The organism is Anditalea andensis, assembly GCF_000714815.1.
Classification (GTDB): domain Bacteria; phylum Bacteroidota; class Bacteroidia; order Cytophagales; family Cyclobacteriaceae; genus Anditalea; species Anditalea andensis.
Genome location: NZ_JMIH01000004.1, coordinates 271,829 through 289,397, shown reverse-complemented (window position 1 = coordinate 289,397; position 17,569 = coordinate 271,829). Strand labels below are relative to the sequence as shown.

At 38.8% G+C, this 17,569-nt stretch carries 13 protein-coding genes; 8 read left to right on the top strand and 5 right to left on the bottom strand.

The genetic code is table 11. From position 1 onward, the window contains the following. Positions 1–98: 98 nt before the first annotated feature. The 6 genes from EL17_RS01380 to EL17_RS01355 all read left to right on the top strand — a co-directional run bounded on the left by EL17_RS01380 (position 99) and on the right by EL17_RS01355 (position 5,617). Entirely contained in the window at positions 99–659 is a 561-nt protein-coding gene (locus EL17_RS01380) for a K(+)-transporting ATPase subunit C (RefSeq protein WP_035068930.1), read from the top strand. A gap of 8 nt (positions 660–667) precedes the next feature. Next, positions 668–1,756, top strand: a complete 1,089-nt coding sequence (locus EL17_RS01375) for a porin (RefSeq protein ID WP_035069055.1) — start codon at positions 668–670, stop codon at positions 1,754–1,756. Between the two features lie 57 nt (positions 1,757–1,813). After that, entirely contained in the window at positions 1,814–2,023 is a 210-nt protein-coding gene (locus EL17_RS23795; RefSeq protein WP_262482632.1) for a four helix bundle protein, read from the top strand. 186 nt (positions 2,024–2,209) lie between these two features. Beyond that, positions 2,210–3,334, top strand: coding sequence for a universal stress protein (locus EL17_RS01365; RefSeq protein ID WP_035068928.1), 1,125 nt, complete (start codon positions 2,210–2,212; stop codon positions 3,332–3,334). Positions 3,335–3,442: 108 nt separating this feature from the next. After that, positions 3,443–3,706: a four helix bundle protein gene (locus tag EL17_RS01360; protein ID WP_051719695.1), complete on the top strand. Its 264-nt coding sequence runs from the start codon at positions 3,443–3,445 to the stop codon at positions 3,704–3,706. A 180-nt stretch (positions 3,707–3,886) separates the two neighbouring features. After that, positions 3,887–5,617: an ATP-binding protein gene (locus tag EL17_RS01355; protein ID WP_035069052.1), complete on the top strand. Its 1,731-nt coding sequence runs from the start codon at positions 3,887–3,889 to the stop codon at positions 5,615–5,617. A 348-nt stretch (positions 5,618–5,965) separates the two neighbouring features. On the opposite strand, the gene EL17_RS01350 is transcribed toward EL17_RS01355, so the two are convergent. Continuing rightward, a complete protein-coding gene (locus EL17_RS01350) occupies positions 5,966–6,196 on the bottom strand; it encodes a hypothetical protein (RefSeq protein WP_035068926.1) in 231 nt (76 codons plus the stop codon). Between the two features lie 253 nt (positions 6,197–6,449). On the opposite strand from EL17_RS01350, the gene EL17_RS01345 reads away from it, so the two are divergent. Beyond that, entirely contained in the window at positions 6,450–7,427 is a 978-nt protein-coding gene (locus EL17_RS01345; protein ID WP_035068925.1) for a GlxA family transcriptional regulator, read from the top strand. 168 nt (positions 7,428–7,595) lie between these two features. Here the strand turns inward: EL17_RS01345 and EL17_RS01340 are convergent, their stop codons facing one another. The 4 genes from EL17_RS01340 to smc form a co-directional block, all read right to left on the bottom strand. Then, positions 7,596–10,028, bottom strand: a complete 2,433-nt coding sequence (locus tag EL17_RS01340) for an ABC transporter permease (RefSeq protein ID WP_035068923.1) — start codon at positions 10,026–10,028, stop codon at positions 7,596–7,598. A gap of 761 nt (positions 10,029–10,789) precedes the next feature. After that, complete coding sequence (locus tag EL17_RS01335; RefSeq protein ID WP_035068921.1) at positions 10,790–11,353, bottom strand: hypothetical protein; 564 nt, start codon at positions 11,351–11,353, stop codon at positions 10,790–10,792. Between the two features lie 23 nt (positions 11,354–11,376). Beyond that, positions 11,377–12,942 carry a GH3 family domain-containing protein gene (locus EL17_RS01330; RefSeq protein ID WP_035068918.1) on the bottom strand — a complete coding sequence of 522 codons (1,566 nt, stop codon included), beginning with the start codon at positions 12,940–12,942 and terminating at the stop codon, positions 11,377–11,379. Positions 12,943–13,056: 114 nt separating this feature from the next. Beyond that, positions 13,057–16,596, bottom strand: coding sequence for a chromosome segregation protein SMC (gene smc, locus EL17_RS01325; RefSeq protein WP_035068917.1), 3,540 nt, complete (start codon positions 16,594–16,596; stop codon positions 13,057–13,059). 242 nt (positions 16,597–16,838) lie between these two features. Between smc and EL17_RS01320 the strand changes: the two genes are divergently transcribed. Further along, complete coding sequence (locus EL17_RS01320) at positions 16,839–17,390, top strand: hypothetical protein (RefSeq protein ID WP_035068914.1); 552 nt, start codon at positions 16,839–16,841, stop codon at positions 17,388–17,390. Positions 17,391–17,569 lie beyond the last annotated feature (179 nt).

Here is a 17,569-nt window from a genome sequence, read left to right as displayed (position 1 = left end):
GGTGAGCTGTCAGATGCAAATGACTCTCATACTACCCTTTCACATTTCATAAAAGCATATTCAATTTTTAGAAAAATCATTTTACTTAAAACAAAACAATGAAAAATAATATCATTCCCGCCATTCGTTTGACACTCGTTTGCTTGGTGTTTTTCTGTGGCATCTATACGATGGCAGTTTGGGCAGTTGCCCAGTTAGCTCCTGGACAGGGAAAAGGTTTTACCATCACCGAAAATGGAAAGACTTACCATATCAATGTGGGACAATCTTTTACATCAGACAGTTACTTTTGGTCCCGGCCATCGGCTGTGGATTACGATGCTGCCGGTTCAGGCGGGAGCAATTTCGGGCCGACTAATCCCGATCATTTAGCAGAAGTGGAGGCCCGTATCGATACCTTTCTTGTACATAATCCAGGCATTAGTGCATCCCAAATCCCTTCTGACCTGGTAACCGCTAGCGGTAGTGGTTTGGATCCACATATTTCTGTCCAGGCTGCCAAAGTGCAGATTAACCGAATAGCTGCCGAAAGAAACATTTCTGAATTATCGCTGGAGGAGCTAATAGACAAGAATACAGAAAAACCGTTGCTAGGCCTATTTGGTACTGAGCGCATCAATGTACTTAAACTCAATCTCGATTTAGAAAGCTTGAAATAATGATAAAAATGAAAAAGTTTTTTCTTTCAATATTAATGGGTGTCGGTCTTATGAATATAGGCTTTGCCCAAACATCCCAAACCAAAAATCCAATTACCATCTCTGGATATATAGAAACCTATTATATTTATGATTTTGGAAATCCGCTTACACATGACCGTCCGGATTTTCTGTATTCATTCAACAGGCACAATGAGGTGAATTTGAACCTTGGTTTTTTGATGGCGGAGTATGAAAATGGTAAAGTAAGGGGTAAATTGGCTTTAATGACCGGTACATATGCCAATGCCAACTTAGCAGCAGAACCAGGAGTTTTGAAAAATGTTTTTGAAGCAAATGCAGGTGTAAAAATTTCTACTACCAAAAACCTTTGGATTGATGCAGGTATATTTGCCTCTCATATTGGTTTTGAAAGTGCCATCGGCGCCGATACCTGGAACATGACCCGCAGTATACTGGCCGAAAACTCACCTTACTATCTATCTGGGGCGAAAATATCCTATACAAGTAATGATGAAAAGTGGTTTTTAAGTGGGTTGATTTTAAACGGTTGGCAACGTATTCAGCGAGTGCCGGGTAATCAAACACCTGCTTTTGGGCATCAAGTTACCTGGACACCCAATGACCAAATCACCCTTAACAGCAGTTCGTTTGTTGGAAGCGATACACCGGACAGTACCAGACAAATGAGATATTTTCATAACTTTTACGGTCAGTTTCAATTTAATGAAAAATTCGGTTTGATTGCTGGCTTTGACATTGGATGGCAACAGGAATCTAAAGGTAGTCATGATTACGATGTTTGGTATTCGCCGGTATTGATTGCCAGATATACCCCAAGTGAAAATTTGGCTTTTGCAGCGCGAGCAGAACATTATTCAGATATAGACGAAGTGATTATCTCAACAGGAACTCCAAACGGCTTTCAAACTTTTGGGTATTCTCTTAATATGGATGTGGGCCTTATGGATAATGTGCTCTGGAGATTGGAAGCGAGATCTTTTAACAGCCGAAGAGACAATATATTTCTGGACAGAAATCAAATACCGGTAAGAAAAAATTACTTTGTCGGAACCTCATTAAGTATTGCTTTCTAATGGATAATGGATAATGGATAATTGATAATGGACATTGAATTATCGTAATTTTGTTGGGTGAAATATAATATAGTTAAAGACAAATGTTTTTCATTATCAATTAAGGTGCTTATGCTAAGTAAGAAATTACAGGAAGAGATAAGAGAATATGTAATGAGCAGGCAGCTTTTACGTCAAGAAACGGCCATTGGGGCGTTAATCCGTGTATCTGAACATGCTGTATCAAAAGCTGATTTTATTCATAAACTTTCTATTTCTTTAAAGTAAGCAAATGAGACCGAATATTGGATGTTACTACTGAAAAAGACCAATTATAACAAGGAGCTTTAATGTATGAAAATGACAAAAGATTTGGACGAATTGCCAAGATTATTGACGTCTATCTATCCTAATCACTAAATCAAACCGCAACAACTAACTGTTAATTATCCATTATCAATTGTCTATATTAAAGTGGAAGAAACAAGAAAGTCGGCTGAAGAATTTTTAAACCTGATAAAAAAATCACGGAAAGGAAAATTAAAAATCTACATCGGTATGAGTGCCGGGGTAGGTAAGACTTACCGCATGCTGCAAGAGGCCCATACATTACTGAAAAACGGTATTGATGTAAAAATAGGGTTTGTAGAAACCCACAATCGGGAAGAAACCCATGCATTAATTTCCGGGCTTCCAATCATTCCCTTACGGAAATTGTTTTATAAGGGAAAGGAACTGGAAGAAATGGACTTGCAAGCTATTATCAGTTTACGTCCTGAGGTGGTCATAGTCGATGAATTAGCCCATACCAACATAGAAGGAAGCAGAAATGAGAAAAGATGGCAGGATGTCCTGGATATTATCGATTCAGGAATCAATGTCATTTCAGCAGTAAATATCCAGCATATCGAAAGTCTCAATAATGAAGTCAGGGAGATCACAGGTATTGAGGTAAAAGAGCGAATTCCAGATAAGGTGCTAAGGTTAGCGGATGAAGTGGTTAATATAGACCTGCCGGCGGACGAATTGATAGAACGGCTAAAACAAGGGAAAATCTATAAGTCAGACAAAATACAGACAGCATTAAATCACTTTTTCAAAAGTGAGCATATTCTACAACTGCGTGAGCTTGCATTAAAGGAGGTTGCTTCACAGGTAGAGAGAATAGTTGAAACTGCGATTACCAAACCCAACGCATTAAAACATGAGCGGTTTTTGGCTTGTATCAGCTCCAATGAAAAAACTGCCAAAACTGTAATTCGTAAAACTGCCAGATTAGCAAACTACTATCACAGCAAGTGGTATGTGCTTTATGTGCAGACTCCTAAAGAAAGGGGGGACAGGATACAGTTGGATAAACAGCGGTACCTTATCAATCATTTTAAACTAGCTACCGAATTGGGGGCAGAAATAATAAAAGTAGAAAATACTTCGATTTCTAAAGCTATTGTTGAGCAAGCCGAACAAAGGAAAATCACCACGATATGTATAGGGAAGCCTCATATGACTTTGTTGAAAATTATGCTGTCAAACAATGTGTTCAACGAGCTTTTGAAAAAGCTGTCTTCAAACAATATTGACCTTGTTATATTAAGTTAAATATATAAAATAGAGCACGACGAAATGCGTCTCACAATAGGATGATTACCAAAAAGCAATATACCATCCCGGACAAGTTATGACCTTTAAAAAACAAAATGTAAACAGATGAAACAAAGCATGATTAAAGTTAAGTCAAATGAATCTGCAAGTAGACTGGTAGGATGCTATGTTTTCTTAAAAAACGAAAAAAGAGCGTCTCTATTATCAAAAAAAGTGCTCCGTAGCGGTATCGCCCTTGGTACGCAGATAGAAGAGGCTCTACAAGGAAACAGTAAAGTGGATTTTTTACAAAACCTCCCAATAGTATATCATGAAGCTAATGAAACATCGCTATTGGATGAGACTTTTAAAAAATCCCGGACTTATTGATTAAAATGGAGCTATTCGATTAATTGCAGACTGTGAAATCAATCAAAATGCTGGCCTCCATAATCTAAATTTCAAAAGCTATAAAATACTAATGACCGATCCACTTCTACTTTCATTTATAAACTTTCATTTCAATGAAATGGATTCCAACTTTTCACTATTAATTCTAAACTTTTGGCCGTGAAAATCAAAACGAAATTGACCCTTGGGGTAGGACTCCTTTTTTTGATGATACTGCTGCTGAGTATGGTTAGTGTAAGATACATGTTTGCACTCAAAGCCGATACTGAAAACGTATTAGTGGACAACTATCGGACACTGGAATACTCTAGAAACATGCTGCTTACCCTAGAATCAGGAACGGCATCAGCACTTCAAAAATTTGAAGAAACCCTATTAAAGCAAGAAAAGAACTTAACTGAAACCAACGAAAGGGAAATTACTCAAGAGTTAAGAGAACATTTTGATGCATTTAAACAAAACCCCTCTGAAAGAGATATCGAATCTGATATTCGTAATGACATTTTCAAATTGATGGATATGAATATGCAATCCATTCAAAGAAAAAGTGAGATGGCTAAGAATACGGCTAACAGTGCTGTTTTTTGGATTGCCAGTACTGGGGCTTTATGCTTTCTTATAGCTTTTATTCTGCTAATAAACCTCCCCTCAAATATTGCCAATTCTATAAAAAGGTTGACAAAAAGCATATGTGAAATAGCAGATAAAAATTATTCGGAAAGGGTACATTTTGAAAGTCAAAGTGAGTTTGGGGACCTTGCCAAATCATTCAATGTTATGGCCCAAAAACTGGAAGAATATAATAACAGCAATATCGCCAAGTTGACGATGGAAAAAAAGCGTGTTGAAACCTTGATTGATAAAATGCACGACCCAGTCATCGGTCTGGATGAAAAAATGTGTGTCATATTTGCCAATGAAGAAGCCAATCAGATTTTAGGCCTGCCCGCTTCAGAGCTAATCGGATATCAGTCCAAAGATCTAGCACTAAAAAATGATCTATTGCGGGAATTGATTAAGGACATTGAACAAATTAAATTTAATAAGAATGGTACAAAGCCTATAAAAATCTTTGCCAATGGAAAAGAGAGTTATTTTGAAAAAGATATTCAGCATATTTCCATAACCCCCACTGGGGAGAATAAAGCTACGATTGTAGGGCATGTAGTATTGCTTCGCAATGTTACCGAATACAAAGAACTGGATTCGGCAAAAACCAACTTCATTGCCACCGTATCTCATGAATTTAAAACGCCTATATCTTCCATTAAAATGAGCTTACAGCTTTTAGAAAATGAGCAGGTAGGAATCCTGAATGCGGAACAGCAAAATTTGATTGAAAGTATAAAGGACGATGCTCAGAGACTGCTGAAGATTACAGGAGAACTGTTAAATATGACACAGGTAGAGAGCGGTAATATTCAGCTGGCCATTTTACCTACAGATCCAAAAGAGATTTTACAATATGCTATCAATGCCACCAGAATCCAAGCGGATCAAAAACAGATTCAGATGGAGCTAAACTGCCCCGAAAAAGTTTCGTACATCCATGCTGACAATGAAAAAACAGCTTGGGTACTTACTAATTTAATTTCAAATGCCATACGTTACTCGTATGACAATTCCACCATCTATTTGACTATAAAAGAAACCAATCAATATATTTCATTCTCAGTCAAAGATACCGGACAGGGTATAGCTCCACAGTATAAAGACAAGATTTTTGAGCGATATTTTAGGGTGCCCGGTACAAAGAAGGAAGGAACCGGACTGGGACTGGCTATAAGCAAAGAATTTATAGAAGCCCAAGGAGGCCAGATTTTCGTTGACAGTGAATTTGGAGCAGGAAGCACATTTACTTTAATATTAAATTTAGCTAACGTTACCTGATATCTACATTGATGATAAACGTAAGCAGCCTCAGGGCCTTAGGTTATCTGGCAGCTTTGACTGATTCTTCAAAATCAAATTTTTGGGGTATAAACAACCTTCGAGAAATAGCCTACAGTTAAAATATATCCTGATTGACATTCTAAACAACTGGAAATTGATCCTGTGGTATTTTAAGATGACATAAAGTACTACCGATTTATCTTAGATAAAAATAAATAAAACCAAAGGGATCGTGTTTTAGTAAAGGTGCAAAAGGAGGACGGAATTGATGAGGTTCGATTCGTCCCTCATGGGAGAAAAAATAATTACCGCAGAACAATTATACTTTTAATAAGCAAACAGTGATCATGCAGGCTGGATGATATGTTGTAATATGGAGATAGTATAACCCCTACATATTACCAAATCCATAATGCTGTCTACCTCCAAAACACCTTTACCTTCTACACGGAGGATCTTATCACAATCTTCCAGATCAAAGTTGGCCTTATAGTCTGGATATAGCTCACCTATCATAGCAAGTATCCTGTCAGCTACTTCAGAACTTGGTATATTGGTGCAAAAGACTTCAATCATGTTTTTAAAGCTATATACAAAAATCAATGTTACAAAATTATCATGATAATTTGTAACTTTAATATGCAAATACGACAAATCCTTAGGTTGATTGCGACATAAGGTAAGCTTATATTTGGATTATGATATCCTGCCATAGAATGTACCGTTCACATGGGGATGACCCTATTTATATCTGGGACTACACACTAGACTCCATGGCAACCTGCCTTACAGGACAAGTTATGGCCTTTAAAAAAACAATTATAAACAGATGAAACATGTTTCTATATTACTGCTTCACCATGTAAATCTGGGTAGCATGGAGAATGCACGGCAAGGTCTGCTGGAGGCCAATGAGTATTTGGCCATTAAAGGCAGGCATGGATTATTCGAAGTGGAGCTGGTGGGTCTGGAAACTGAAATCACGCTCAATAAAGGCTTGTATACCATCAAAGCTGATAAAACCATAGATCAAGTTCCCCGTACAGACCTAATCATCATACCTCCCATACAGTTTGATCTCCAAAAGGGCATCTTTGAAAATAAAGGGTTTTTGGAGTGGATTTTCAGTCAGTATGCCATAGGGGCAGAAGTTGTTTCCCTGTGTCTAGGGGCTTTTATATTGGGAAGTACAGGTCTGTTAAACGGGAAAAAATGTGTTACCCACTGGAAAGCTGCTGACCATTTTAGGCAATTGTTTCCTCAGGCCTATTTGGTGCCAGAAGGCCTCATGACCGATGAAAAGGGAATCTATACCGGGGGAGGGGCATTTTCATCGGCTAACCTCATCCTGTATATTATTGAGAAATTCATAGACAGAGAAGCTGCCATATATTGTTCCAAGATTTTCCAAATAGATATGGGAAGAAATTCCCAATCGGAGTTTATCATTTTTACCGGTCAAAAGGATCATGCTGATGAAACCATCATCCATGTGCAGGAATACGTGGAGAAAAATTTTCAAGATAGGCTCAGTGTGGAGGAGTTATGCCTAAAGTTCAATATGGTAAGAAGAACCCTGGAAAGGAGATTTAAGCAGGCCACCAATAATACTTTAATAGAATATATGCAAAGGGTGAGGGTAGAGGCTGCCAAACGAAACCTCGAAAAAACCAGGAAAACTATCTCCGAAGTCATGTATGATGTGGGTTATGCTGATTCCAAATCTTTCCGAGATGTATTCAAAAAATATTCCGGTATTTCACCCGTAGATTACAGATATAAATATGGATTGGTGGAAAAGCATTAGGTTGGCAAATTGGTTTGTTGCCTTTACTTTTTTAATTTGGGTATAAGCACGATTAGGGAGGAAGAAATTCATTCATTTTTGTTTATCTTTCGTGTACCTATAATCGAGCCTGTACCTTGTTATGCAGGTACTTTATGGGCAGTACCCTCTTCCGGGTATCTGTAATTATCACTCACTTCTCAGATTGTCGGCAGGGTTCCTGCTTGCTGCTTTGTGTGACTGGAAGAAAACGGTCAAGCCGGCAAAAATTAAGCTGAGAAGAATGACCATAAGGATTATTTCCAGTCCGATTTCCGTTCTATAGGGGAAATTCTTCAGCCATTCTTCACCTGACATCCAGGCTACCGGTATGGCCACAAAGGCAGAAATGATTACCAACACCAAAAATTCTTTCATCATGGATACTGTCACTTGCCCAATCCCTGCCCCAAAAACCCTTCTTATCGAAATTTCCTTCCGTTTTTGAGAGGCCATATATGAAACCAATCCTATTAACCCCAAGGCACAAATGAGATAGGCCATAAAGGTAAATAGGCCCAATACTTTGATAAGTTTTTCTTCTTCCCCATAAAATCCCGAAACTACTTCCGATACAGTATACGTTTTAATTTCATTTACCCCAAACAGTTCCTTGGCAATACCCACCACTTGCTGGGTATGGGTTTGGAAATCTCCTTCGATAAACCGATAAGACAATAAGGAGCCCGCATCATCTTTTATAAACATGATAGGCCTGATTTCTTCTTTAAGAGGTTGGAAATGAAAATCAGCTACCACACCGGTAATGTTCCAGGATTTCTCATTCATCATGATTTCACGGCCTATAGCATCTTCTGGGCTGGAGGCACCGATTTCCCTGGCAAAAGATTGATTGATCACCATGACTTCCTTCTGTTCGGGTTCAAAAGCTTTTCCTGCCAGAAAATTCATCCCATAGGTTTTGAAATATCCAGCATCCACGGTCTTGGTATCAAAAAAATTTTCAACCCTTTCTCCGTTCCTTTCAAACTCTGCCGTATTTTTTGACCATCCTGTACTGATGATCGTGCTTCCTGCAGTGGAGACCTCTTCCACATATGGCAATAATTTTATTCTTTCTTTGAGTAAGGCAGCCTTATCCTCTTGTCCGGCGTGGGAGGGTAGGTAGAAATATCCTGTATGGCTATGGTTGAAACCAAGTTCTTTTGTTTTGAAATAATCGACTTGGCGACCGACCAATAAGGTCCCAAATACCAAAACCATGGATAGGGCAATCTGAACTACCACCAAAGTCCTTCTCAATACCAAGCCCGTTTTATGTTTTCCTGAATGTGTTCTAAAGGCCTTAAGAGGACTGAAACCTGAAATCACCAATGCTGGGTACAAACCACTGAGGAGAGTAAGCAGGAAAGTAAATGAAATGAAAAAGATATAAAATTCCGGTTTTAATAAGAAATACCTTAGAAGGCTTTTCTGCAGTCCTAAGTCATATACAGGCTCGATATATGGGACCAGAAATTCGATCAGCATCAAGGATAAAAATCCCGCAGTCAGCACCAAAAGTAATGTTTCTGCTAAGAATTGAGCTACTATATATATCCTAGGACTACCAACTACTTTCCGGATGCCAACTTCTTTGGATCGGGCAAAAGAAAATGCAGTAGAAAGATTGATAAAATTAATACAAGCGGATATAAGCACTATAATACCCACCAAGAATAGGATATGAAGGCTGGCTATAGAGGCTTTTCTGGGATGATCATGCCCATAGGTTTTATCAAAATGGATATCCAATAAAGGCATCAAGGAACATTTCCATTGATTGATAAAAGAGTTTTCTGATGCTCGAAACTTCTGGTTTATATAGCCCTCAATTTTATCAACGGAAGCAGTTCTATCTGAGGTTTTATCCAGTTTAAGGTATAGTTGGAAATTAGAAGAAATATTTCCCCACTTATTAGAAATTCCCAAATAGTCCTGATAGGAATCATATGGAATAAATAATCCTGAAATAAAGTCTGTATTGGGTTTCGAATCATCAAATATAGCTACTATCTGAAAATCGAGTGCCTGGTCCTCATTTGTATCAAAGTCATGGTATACAGTAGACAGTTCCTTACCTATGGCTCCACCTGTAAAATAAGTATCAGCGAGGGATTTGGAAATGGCCACTCCATTTGGAACTTCAAAAATGGAGTTTTTATTGCCTGCTATCCATTGATAATCAAATATTTCAAAAAACGCTATATTCACAGCCGATGGGCTGGGATTCTCTATTTCATCAATTACCCCATTCTTATGGGCTTTCCATTTTCCTATAGCATCGGTTTTATATACGGCTATATGCGCTATTTCAGGGATGTCATTTTTCAAAAGTTCATACAATGGTCGAGGCGCTCCCCTGTTTTCCATCTTGGAACCGTTGAAATCGATCATGGTATTTATCCTATAAATGCGCTCGGCATCAGTATGATAGGTATCAAAGCTCGTTTCATAAGAATAAATTAAGAAAACCAATAGTATTACAGCCATGCCCAGTATCAATCCTGTAATATTGAGAAAAGCATAAAATCTATTTCTGCGAAGGTTTCTAAAAGCGGTTTTAAAGATGTTTCTAAGCATGTTGATGGTTCGTAAAGTATCTATTTACTTTGGTTTCACTTATCTTCTTTGCTATTTAATATTCTATATCTGCCTTTTTTACTCCATCTGGCCGCGTACCCTTACGGGTTCCTCTCCTTCTTTCAGAACCGGGGGTGATTAACCTGCCTTCCGTATTGAACATAGACAGTTTCACGGAAATAGAGTTTATGATTCAATATAAGCCTATTTAGATTAGGTGGATACGACATTCATGCCATATCAAAAACCGCATTGTTGTATGCATACTGGCTTTATTGTTATTGACATATAAAGTGGGCGAACACATTTGCCCGTAGACGAACATTTTTGTTCTTTGGTAGGAAATAGATGATTAGAAAAGAACAGAGTGCCCCTAGTCAGAGATTTATTTATTTCAGTGGATACCAACGTACCTTTTATCTGTATTAGGGATGACTTGAACGGAATAATACCGTTACTTTTTAAACCATATCGGAGACCAATTTTATATTTGTATGAGAGGCTGAAGTGGTAAAGTCTACCTGCTGGCTTTGGATAAGGAGAAATTGGGGCCGTCTGGAAGGGGAGGATAAATAGTAAAGTTTGTAATAATTTTTACTGTAAGAGGCTGAGTACATGTAATAATTATTGCATAGGGATTAAATAATAGAGAGAATATTATAACCGTAAAAATAGGTGTCAGGTATGATTGGCATTTATTTATTATAAATATATTGATTAAAAAGATATAAAAAATAAAAGGGAGCGTTTAGCTCCCTTGTTTATTCTATTGTGATATCATCACCATATTGACTGGCCAGAGATATCATTTTTTCCCATACTGGCATCAACCCTGCTTCAGCGGCTGTTTCTCTGCTGACGATATTGCCTGATCTGAATTTTTCACTTTTTCTATCATCTTCATTTCGGATGATATAATTAGCTTTTAGGTGTAGCTGATCTGCTATCACGTAATGTGTTATTCTATATGAGATGGAGTCATTGAGGCTGATCCAGGGATTTCTCATGATCCTATTCTGTGAATCCCCTATCAACATTAATGGTGCATAATCTTTATACTCCTCATTCCATCCCTGTATACTTTCCAGTTCATTCATAAATTTAAACTGATCAAAATCTTTATCCGGATTTAACTGCACCGAGATGATGCTGTTTTTTTCTACTTCTCTAAAGAAATCGCTTTCATAGGATTTAACTGTTGGCTCTATATGGTCTTCCGGCGTAATGGTAGTTTTGTATGCGTGATCAGCTGTGCAGGCTCCCAGACTAAAAATAGACAGGAAAGCAAGTCCAGCATATTTTGTTATTTTGCTAGCTTTTTTCATGGTCTTCTAAAATTTATATTAAATTAATTGTTTTCTTCTTCCGATAGGATAGAAGCATCTTTTTCTTTTAAAAAAGACTCCCATTCTTCGAATGCATCAGATTTCATTACCTTGGCAAATTTTACCTGACCGCCTTTTTTCTTTTTGTATTCATTGTAATCGTTAAAAAGATCTACAGGTATCAGTTTGGTCTCTACTCCTTTGAGTGATTTACTTCTGGCTACCTTATAATTTTTATTGTTTTCCTGAAGTATTTCATCAAGAGCTATTGCTATTTCAGATTCATTATTGCCTTCTTTGTTCTCATCATATCCGAGGTACCATCGGTGTATGTATTCATCATTCTTTTTTACTGCTGCTACAGTAAATTCGGTTATCGTCACTTTAAACTTATTTTGGATCTCTTCTATGGCCTGATCCATCTGATGTACACTAAGCTGTGACCCTACTACATTCAGAAAGAATTTGGTTCTACCCGTAATGATGATCTCAGCCTTTTCTTTATCTGTCACCTGAACGGTGTCCCCAATCATGTATCTCCAGGCTCCTGATACTGTAGAGATGACCAGTATATAATCGACGCCTTCTTCTACTTGATCTATAGTAAAGGCAGGAGCATCTGGGTGGACTGCACCAGATTCGGTCATATGCTCAGGCTTAAATGGTACAAACTCAAAGAAGATGCCATTATCCAATACCAATGCCATGGCTGTAGTATCAGGGCGGGCTTGAAAAGCCAGAAAGCCTTCAGATGCCAGGTAGGTGTCTATATAGGTAAGGGGATGCGCCAGTAATTTTTCAAAACTCTTCCTGTGTGGTTCAAATGCTACTCCTCCTGGTGTATAAACCGATAGGTTGGGCCAGATATCATGAATATTGTCCACCTTATGGTATTCTATGACTTTCTTCATCATCAGCTCTATCCAGGACGGGATACCACTGATACTGCCTATATCCCAATCTTTGGCTTCCTTAGCTATCCTCAATACCCTTTCATCCCAATCTTCTATAGAAGCGATCTCATCCCCAGGCTTATAAAAGTTTTTGAACCAAAAAGGAATCCTGCTGGCGCTGATACCACTGATTTCTCCTTCAAAAAAACCGTTGTTTTCAACCAATCCGGTAGAACTTCCGAGCATCATGATCTGCTTTTCAAAAAAATCTGATGGCAGGTCATATTTTGAAAGGGTCATGATCTGCTTTACGCCTGTTTTGCGGATGGCATCCAGCATATCTGCCGTGACAGGGATATGCTTACTACTGCTGGTGGTACCGCTACTGACAGCGAAATATTCATTTATCCCCGGCCAGGTTATATCATGATGTCTTTCATGGATTTTGGACCACCATTTTTCATGGATACTGTCGTAATCGTGATAAGGCACCTTTTGGCCAAAAGTTTTGGCAATATCTTCATCCTCACTGTCTAGGATCTGATCAAATCCGTGATATAGACCAAAGGCAGTATCCTTTGCGGTATCTAACAAGTCCCTAAGCACCGCCATCTGGGCATCTTTGGGGCTTTGGTCAGAATTAAGTTTTTCACCCAGCTCAATAGCTTTTTTGATAATTTCTCCGATTACTGCCATCTATGTATTGCTATTATATTATAGTTTATAAAAATTATATATTATATGCAATTAGCAATTATCAGACCATCCAAACTTTTAAGTCACTTATAATAATATATTTTAAGTTACTGATCAAACTAGTTCGCGGAGGTCTACCGGTACGACCCTGGACACACCGGCTTCTATCATGGTGATGCCATATATGATATCGGTGCTCGCCATGGTCCGCTTGTTATGAGTGACGATGATGAACTGGGATTCTGATGAAAAGGTCTGTATGATGTTGTTGAATTTGTCTATATTGGCATCATCCAAGGGGGCATCCACTTCATCGAAAATACAGAATGGGGCTGGCTTTAATAGATATATGGCAAATAATAGGGAAGTAGCTGTCAGTGTTTTCTCACCTCCCGATAGTTGGTTGATAGTCAGGGGACGTTTTCCCTTTGGTTTGGCCATGATTTCTATGGTGCTTTCCAAAGGATTGGTAGGATCAGTCAGTTTAAGATCACAATCATCTTCGGCCGTAAAGAGTGACCTGAATACCTTGATGAAATTTTCTTTTATTTTATCGAAAGCATCCATAAAGGTGGTTTTGGCTACCTGATCTATTTCCTTAATGGTCTCTAATAAAGAGTTTTTAGCTTTTATTAGATCTTCTTTCTGCTCAGTGATAAATGTGTGTCGTTCTTTGATCTCATTATACGCTTCCATTGCCATAGGATTGATGGGGCCTATTTTGTCCAATTTTTCTTTGGCTTTAGCTACCTCTGTGCGTAACTGGTGGTCGTCCCAATCAGCATATTCAGGCGAGATTTCCGGATCTTCTTCCATCAGGGTATCCAGATCGATTTCAAACTCCACACTCAGTCTTTCTTTCATTCCGGAGAGCTTAAGCTTTACCTCATTGAGGGATTGCTGCAGTTCCATGATGATCGTGTCGATGTGTTCTTTTTGTTTTTGGATCTCCCGCAGTGCTTTTTCGATTTCGTCTATATTGCCACGGTAGGCATAATAAGCTTTTTCAGCTTCATTGACCCCGATTTCTATCTGTTCTTTTTCAGTGTAGAGTTCGATCAGTTCGTCATCTTTTATCTCGTTATTGTCTAAAAGGTTCTTCACCTCCTGCTCTATGCCGGATAGTTCATGCTGGGATTTTTCTATTCTTTCTTTACTGGTTTCAAAAGCATTTTGCTTAAAATCAATTTCCTGCTCCAGGCTGTTTACCTTGTTGATATGCTGATGGTAAAGTATGTTTTCCTGATTGAACAGATTGGATTTTAAAGAGACACTTTCACTCTCCACCTGGAGATTTTCATTGATCTCCTCCAACTCATATTCCAGTTCTGAGAATCCGGATTTGCTGGCATCCAAAGACGGGAGCAGTTCGGCTACTTCTTCTGATAAGGAATCTATTCTGATCAGTATATCTTCCCGTTTATTGGCATTTGTAGAAAGCAGTTCAAATAGTTGTTCCTTTTTGGTCCTTACCGAGATATATTGTTGGTTGTATTCATTTATTTCATTTTGCAGGACCTCGATTTGCGATTTATGGGATACTTCCTTTAATTTCATCAGGTCACCCATTTTTCTGTCCAGATCTGATCGCGTCTGGCTTACTTTTTTATTGAGTTCCTTGATGTCTTTTTCCAGTTTTTCCAGATTTTTTGCACGTCCTATTCTTTTGCCCTCAAATAGACCTACTGATCCGCCGGATATGCTGAATTTTCTTTTGGTCAATTTACCGCTTTCGGTGATGAAGACTGAAGTATGATCTAGTGGGATATCTCTGTATTCACCTTTGATGATATATACGTCATCCAGTATGAAACTGATCAGTTTACTGTATTTTAGATCGTATTCTATGATTTCTGTGGCAGCGATGACATTGGGAAATAATTTGGTGACAGAAGGCTGAAATCTCTCAAAATGTTCCAATATGAAAAAATTCGCCTTACCCCTGGCAGCATCGCTGAGCAGGTTTACGGCAGCAATGGCCTGGGCTTCTGTTTCTACTACATAGTAGTTCATATAACCTTCCAAAAAATTCTCTATGGCCACCCTATATTTCTCTTCAGTAGTGAGTATATCAGATAGCAGTGGGGTGTCTTTTCCCCATGAACTGTTTTTTTTCAGGAATTTTATGGCCTCAGGAAATCCTTCCAGATTTTCCACCAGCGATTTGGTGAGGTTGTACTCGTTTTGCTTTGCATCCAGTTTTCTGCTGGATTGGGTTACTTCATCTTTGATCAGGTCGATAGTGTGCACAGCCTCTTCTATCCTGGCAAGCTGATCTTCTTCCTTTTTTTTCAGCTCATGGAGCGCATCTGTCCTTAGGTCCAGTTCCTCTTTTAGCAGCACCACTTTTTCTTCAAACTCAGCCAGGTTTGCTTCCTGATTGTCATCATCTGTAGCTGTTTTTTCCAGCTCTTGTTTTAAAGTAGAAAGTTGGATTTGCTTTATTTCCAGGTCTTTGGAAAGTTGATATATCGTTTCTTTTCTACTGGTAAATTCTTTGTTCAGTACCTTTTGCCGCTCTTGGGATAGGGCATAGGTATCTTTTTGTTCCTGAAGCTCAGTCTTCAGATTATCCACTACAAATTCCTTTTCTCTTAGGAGTTTTTCTGCTGATTCTTTCTCCTGTTGCAGAGAGCGAATACTGAATCCCGCCCTGTCATTGCTTTTTCTGTCCAGATCTATCTGTTCGCGGAGCTTTTGTCCACGGTCTTCGAGAAATCTCAGCCTTTCATTTTTGATTTTTTTATCACTTTCAAACTGTCTGATTTTATTTACCTGCTCGTTGAGCGACCGCTGTCTGGCCGAAAGTAGTTTTTCTTTTAGGAGGAGCTCATTTTTGTTTTTTTCAAGCAGGGCTTCCTGTTCAGCTACTTTAGCGTTAAGGCTGAGTTTCCTGTCCTGTTCCTGTGTGATGCTGGCGGACATTTGGACCAGCGCAGTGGTGTGTTTGTTCACGCTCTTTTTAGCCAGGGCAATACTTGCTGCTTTATACTCTTTTTTTACAGTAAAATATTTTTCGGTCTGCTTGGCCTGTTTTTCCAGTTGCTTCAGATTTTTCTCAATTTCAAAAAGCACATCTTCGACTCTGGACAAGTCGCCATCTGTATCTTCGAGTTTGCGTAGGGTTTCTTTTTTACGTGTCTTAAATTTAGATATGCCGGCCGCTTCCTCGAAAAGATCCCGTCGGCTGTTGTTTTTATCATTCAGCAGTTCATCGATCATCTTCAGCTCTATGATGGCGTAGCTGTTAGAATTGATGCCGGTATCCATAAAGAGGTTGGTGATATCTTTAAGCCTACAGGTGATGCCGTTCAGGAGGTATTCACTTTCTCCGGATCTATAATAGCGGCGGGTGATGGTGACCTGTGTGTACTCAGTAGGAAGCAGGTTTTTATTGTTTTCAAAAGTCAGGGAAACCTCAGCCAGATTGGTAGGTTTACGGTTTTTGGTGCCGTTGAAAATCACATTTTCCATTTTGTCCGAACGGAGCATACGTGTCTTTTGCTCCCCCAGCACCCAGCGTATAGCATCGACTACATTGGATTTACCGCAGCCGTTTGGACCTACTATTCCGGTGATGCCTTTATCAAAATGGATCACCACCCTGTCCCCAAAACTTTTAAAGCCTTTAATCTCAAGCTTGCTGAGCTGCATATAAATATAATCTAATCAACGAAATACCAACAAAATTAAGCAGATATCCCTAATAGACAAGTTGCAGGGGTGAGGAATCCTCTATTTACGCTACCTTTCTGAATATTCAGCCCTTAAAATGGCTTCTTCTAACAGCTGAAAATCAACCTTTAATTTTAAATCTGAAACTATTTGGCCTCTATTTACTTTTCTATTAGAAAAGAAAAATGTCTACATTAGAGCAGACAAACAAATAAGACACCGTGGATATAGGAACAATAGTATATATAGTTTTAGTTATCATCTATTTTATCTTCACTGCATTTAAGAAGAAAAATGCGCCTGAGCAGGAAGAGAGATATGAAGGGGAGGAAGCGGGAGAAAAAAGACCTGCCTCATTTGAAGATATGCTGCGCGATATACGCAGGGAACAGCATGAACGGGAAAGGGATATAGAACATGCTGGCCAGGGGGACGTGGCAGATCATAAGTATCAGGATCGAAAGGAAGATACCTTTGAGACCAACTATGAGCCCTGGGAAGAAAAACCTGCCTATAAGCAACCTGAACCTGCGAGGTCTGTTCCAAATAAATATTATGATGATGCTGAAGGAAGTCTGAAAAACTATGACAGGAAGCCATTAGTCAAACTGGATGATCAGATAGACCTGGATTCCGATGAAAAAATATTGGGAGAAGTAGAGGACGTAGCTGAGGAGTATGGCGGAAAAAACAAATACGGCCATCTGCTTAAAAGTCCTGAAAGTGTACGCGATGCCGTGATACTTACCGAAATATTGAACAGGAAATATTGACAGCATAAAAGGGTGCTGTTTGTCATTTGCATATGGCTTAAACTGGTTATATTTTTTTAAAATTAATAAGCAGAAACGTAGCGGGGTAAAGTAGTTCCCGACCCGGGGACCTTATTTGTGAGGATCTCTCATGGATAACGCCCTAAATGGACATTTATGACAGGCAATGGATGAAGTTT

Excerpts from the sequence above, each read along its gene's own strand:
- EL17_RS01380 (WP_035068930.1), top strand. The coding sequence starts at position 99 with ATGAAAAATAATATCATTCCCGCCATTCGTTTGACACTCGTTTGCTTG.
- EL17_RS01375 (WP_035069055.1), top strand. The coding sequence starts at position 668 with ATGAAAAAGTTTTTTCTTTCAATATTAATGGGTGTCGGTCTTATGAAT.
- EL17_RS01360 (WP_051719695.1), top strand. The coding sequence starts at position 3,443 with ATGAAACAAAGCATGATTAAAGTTAAGTCAAATGAATCTGCAAGTAGA.
- EL17_RS01350 (WP_035068926.1), bottom strand. The coding sequence starts at position 6,196 with ATGATTGAAGTCTTTTGCACCAATATACCAAGTTCTGAAGTAGCTGAC.
- EL17_RS01345 (WP_035068925.1), top strand. The coding sequence starts at position 6,450 with ATGAAACATGTTTCTATATTACTGCTTCACCATGTAAATCTGGGTAGC.
- EL17_RS01340 (WP_035068923.1), bottom strand. The coding sequence starts at position 10,028 with ATGCTTAGAAACATCTTTAAAACCGCTTTTAGAAACCTTCGCAGAAAT.
- EL17_RS01335 (WP_035068921.1), bottom strand. The coding sequence starts at position 11,353 with ATGAAAAAAGCTAGCAAAATAACAAAATATGCTGGACTTGCTTTCCTG.
- EL17_RS01330 (WP_035068918.1), bottom strand. The coding sequence starts at position 12,942 with ATGGCAGTAATCGGAGAAATTATCAAAAAAGCTATTGAGCTGGGTGAA.
- smc (WP_035068917.1), bottom strand. The coding sequence starts at position 16,596 with ATGCAGCTCAGCAAGCTTGAGATTAAAGGCTTTAAAAGTTTTGGGGAC.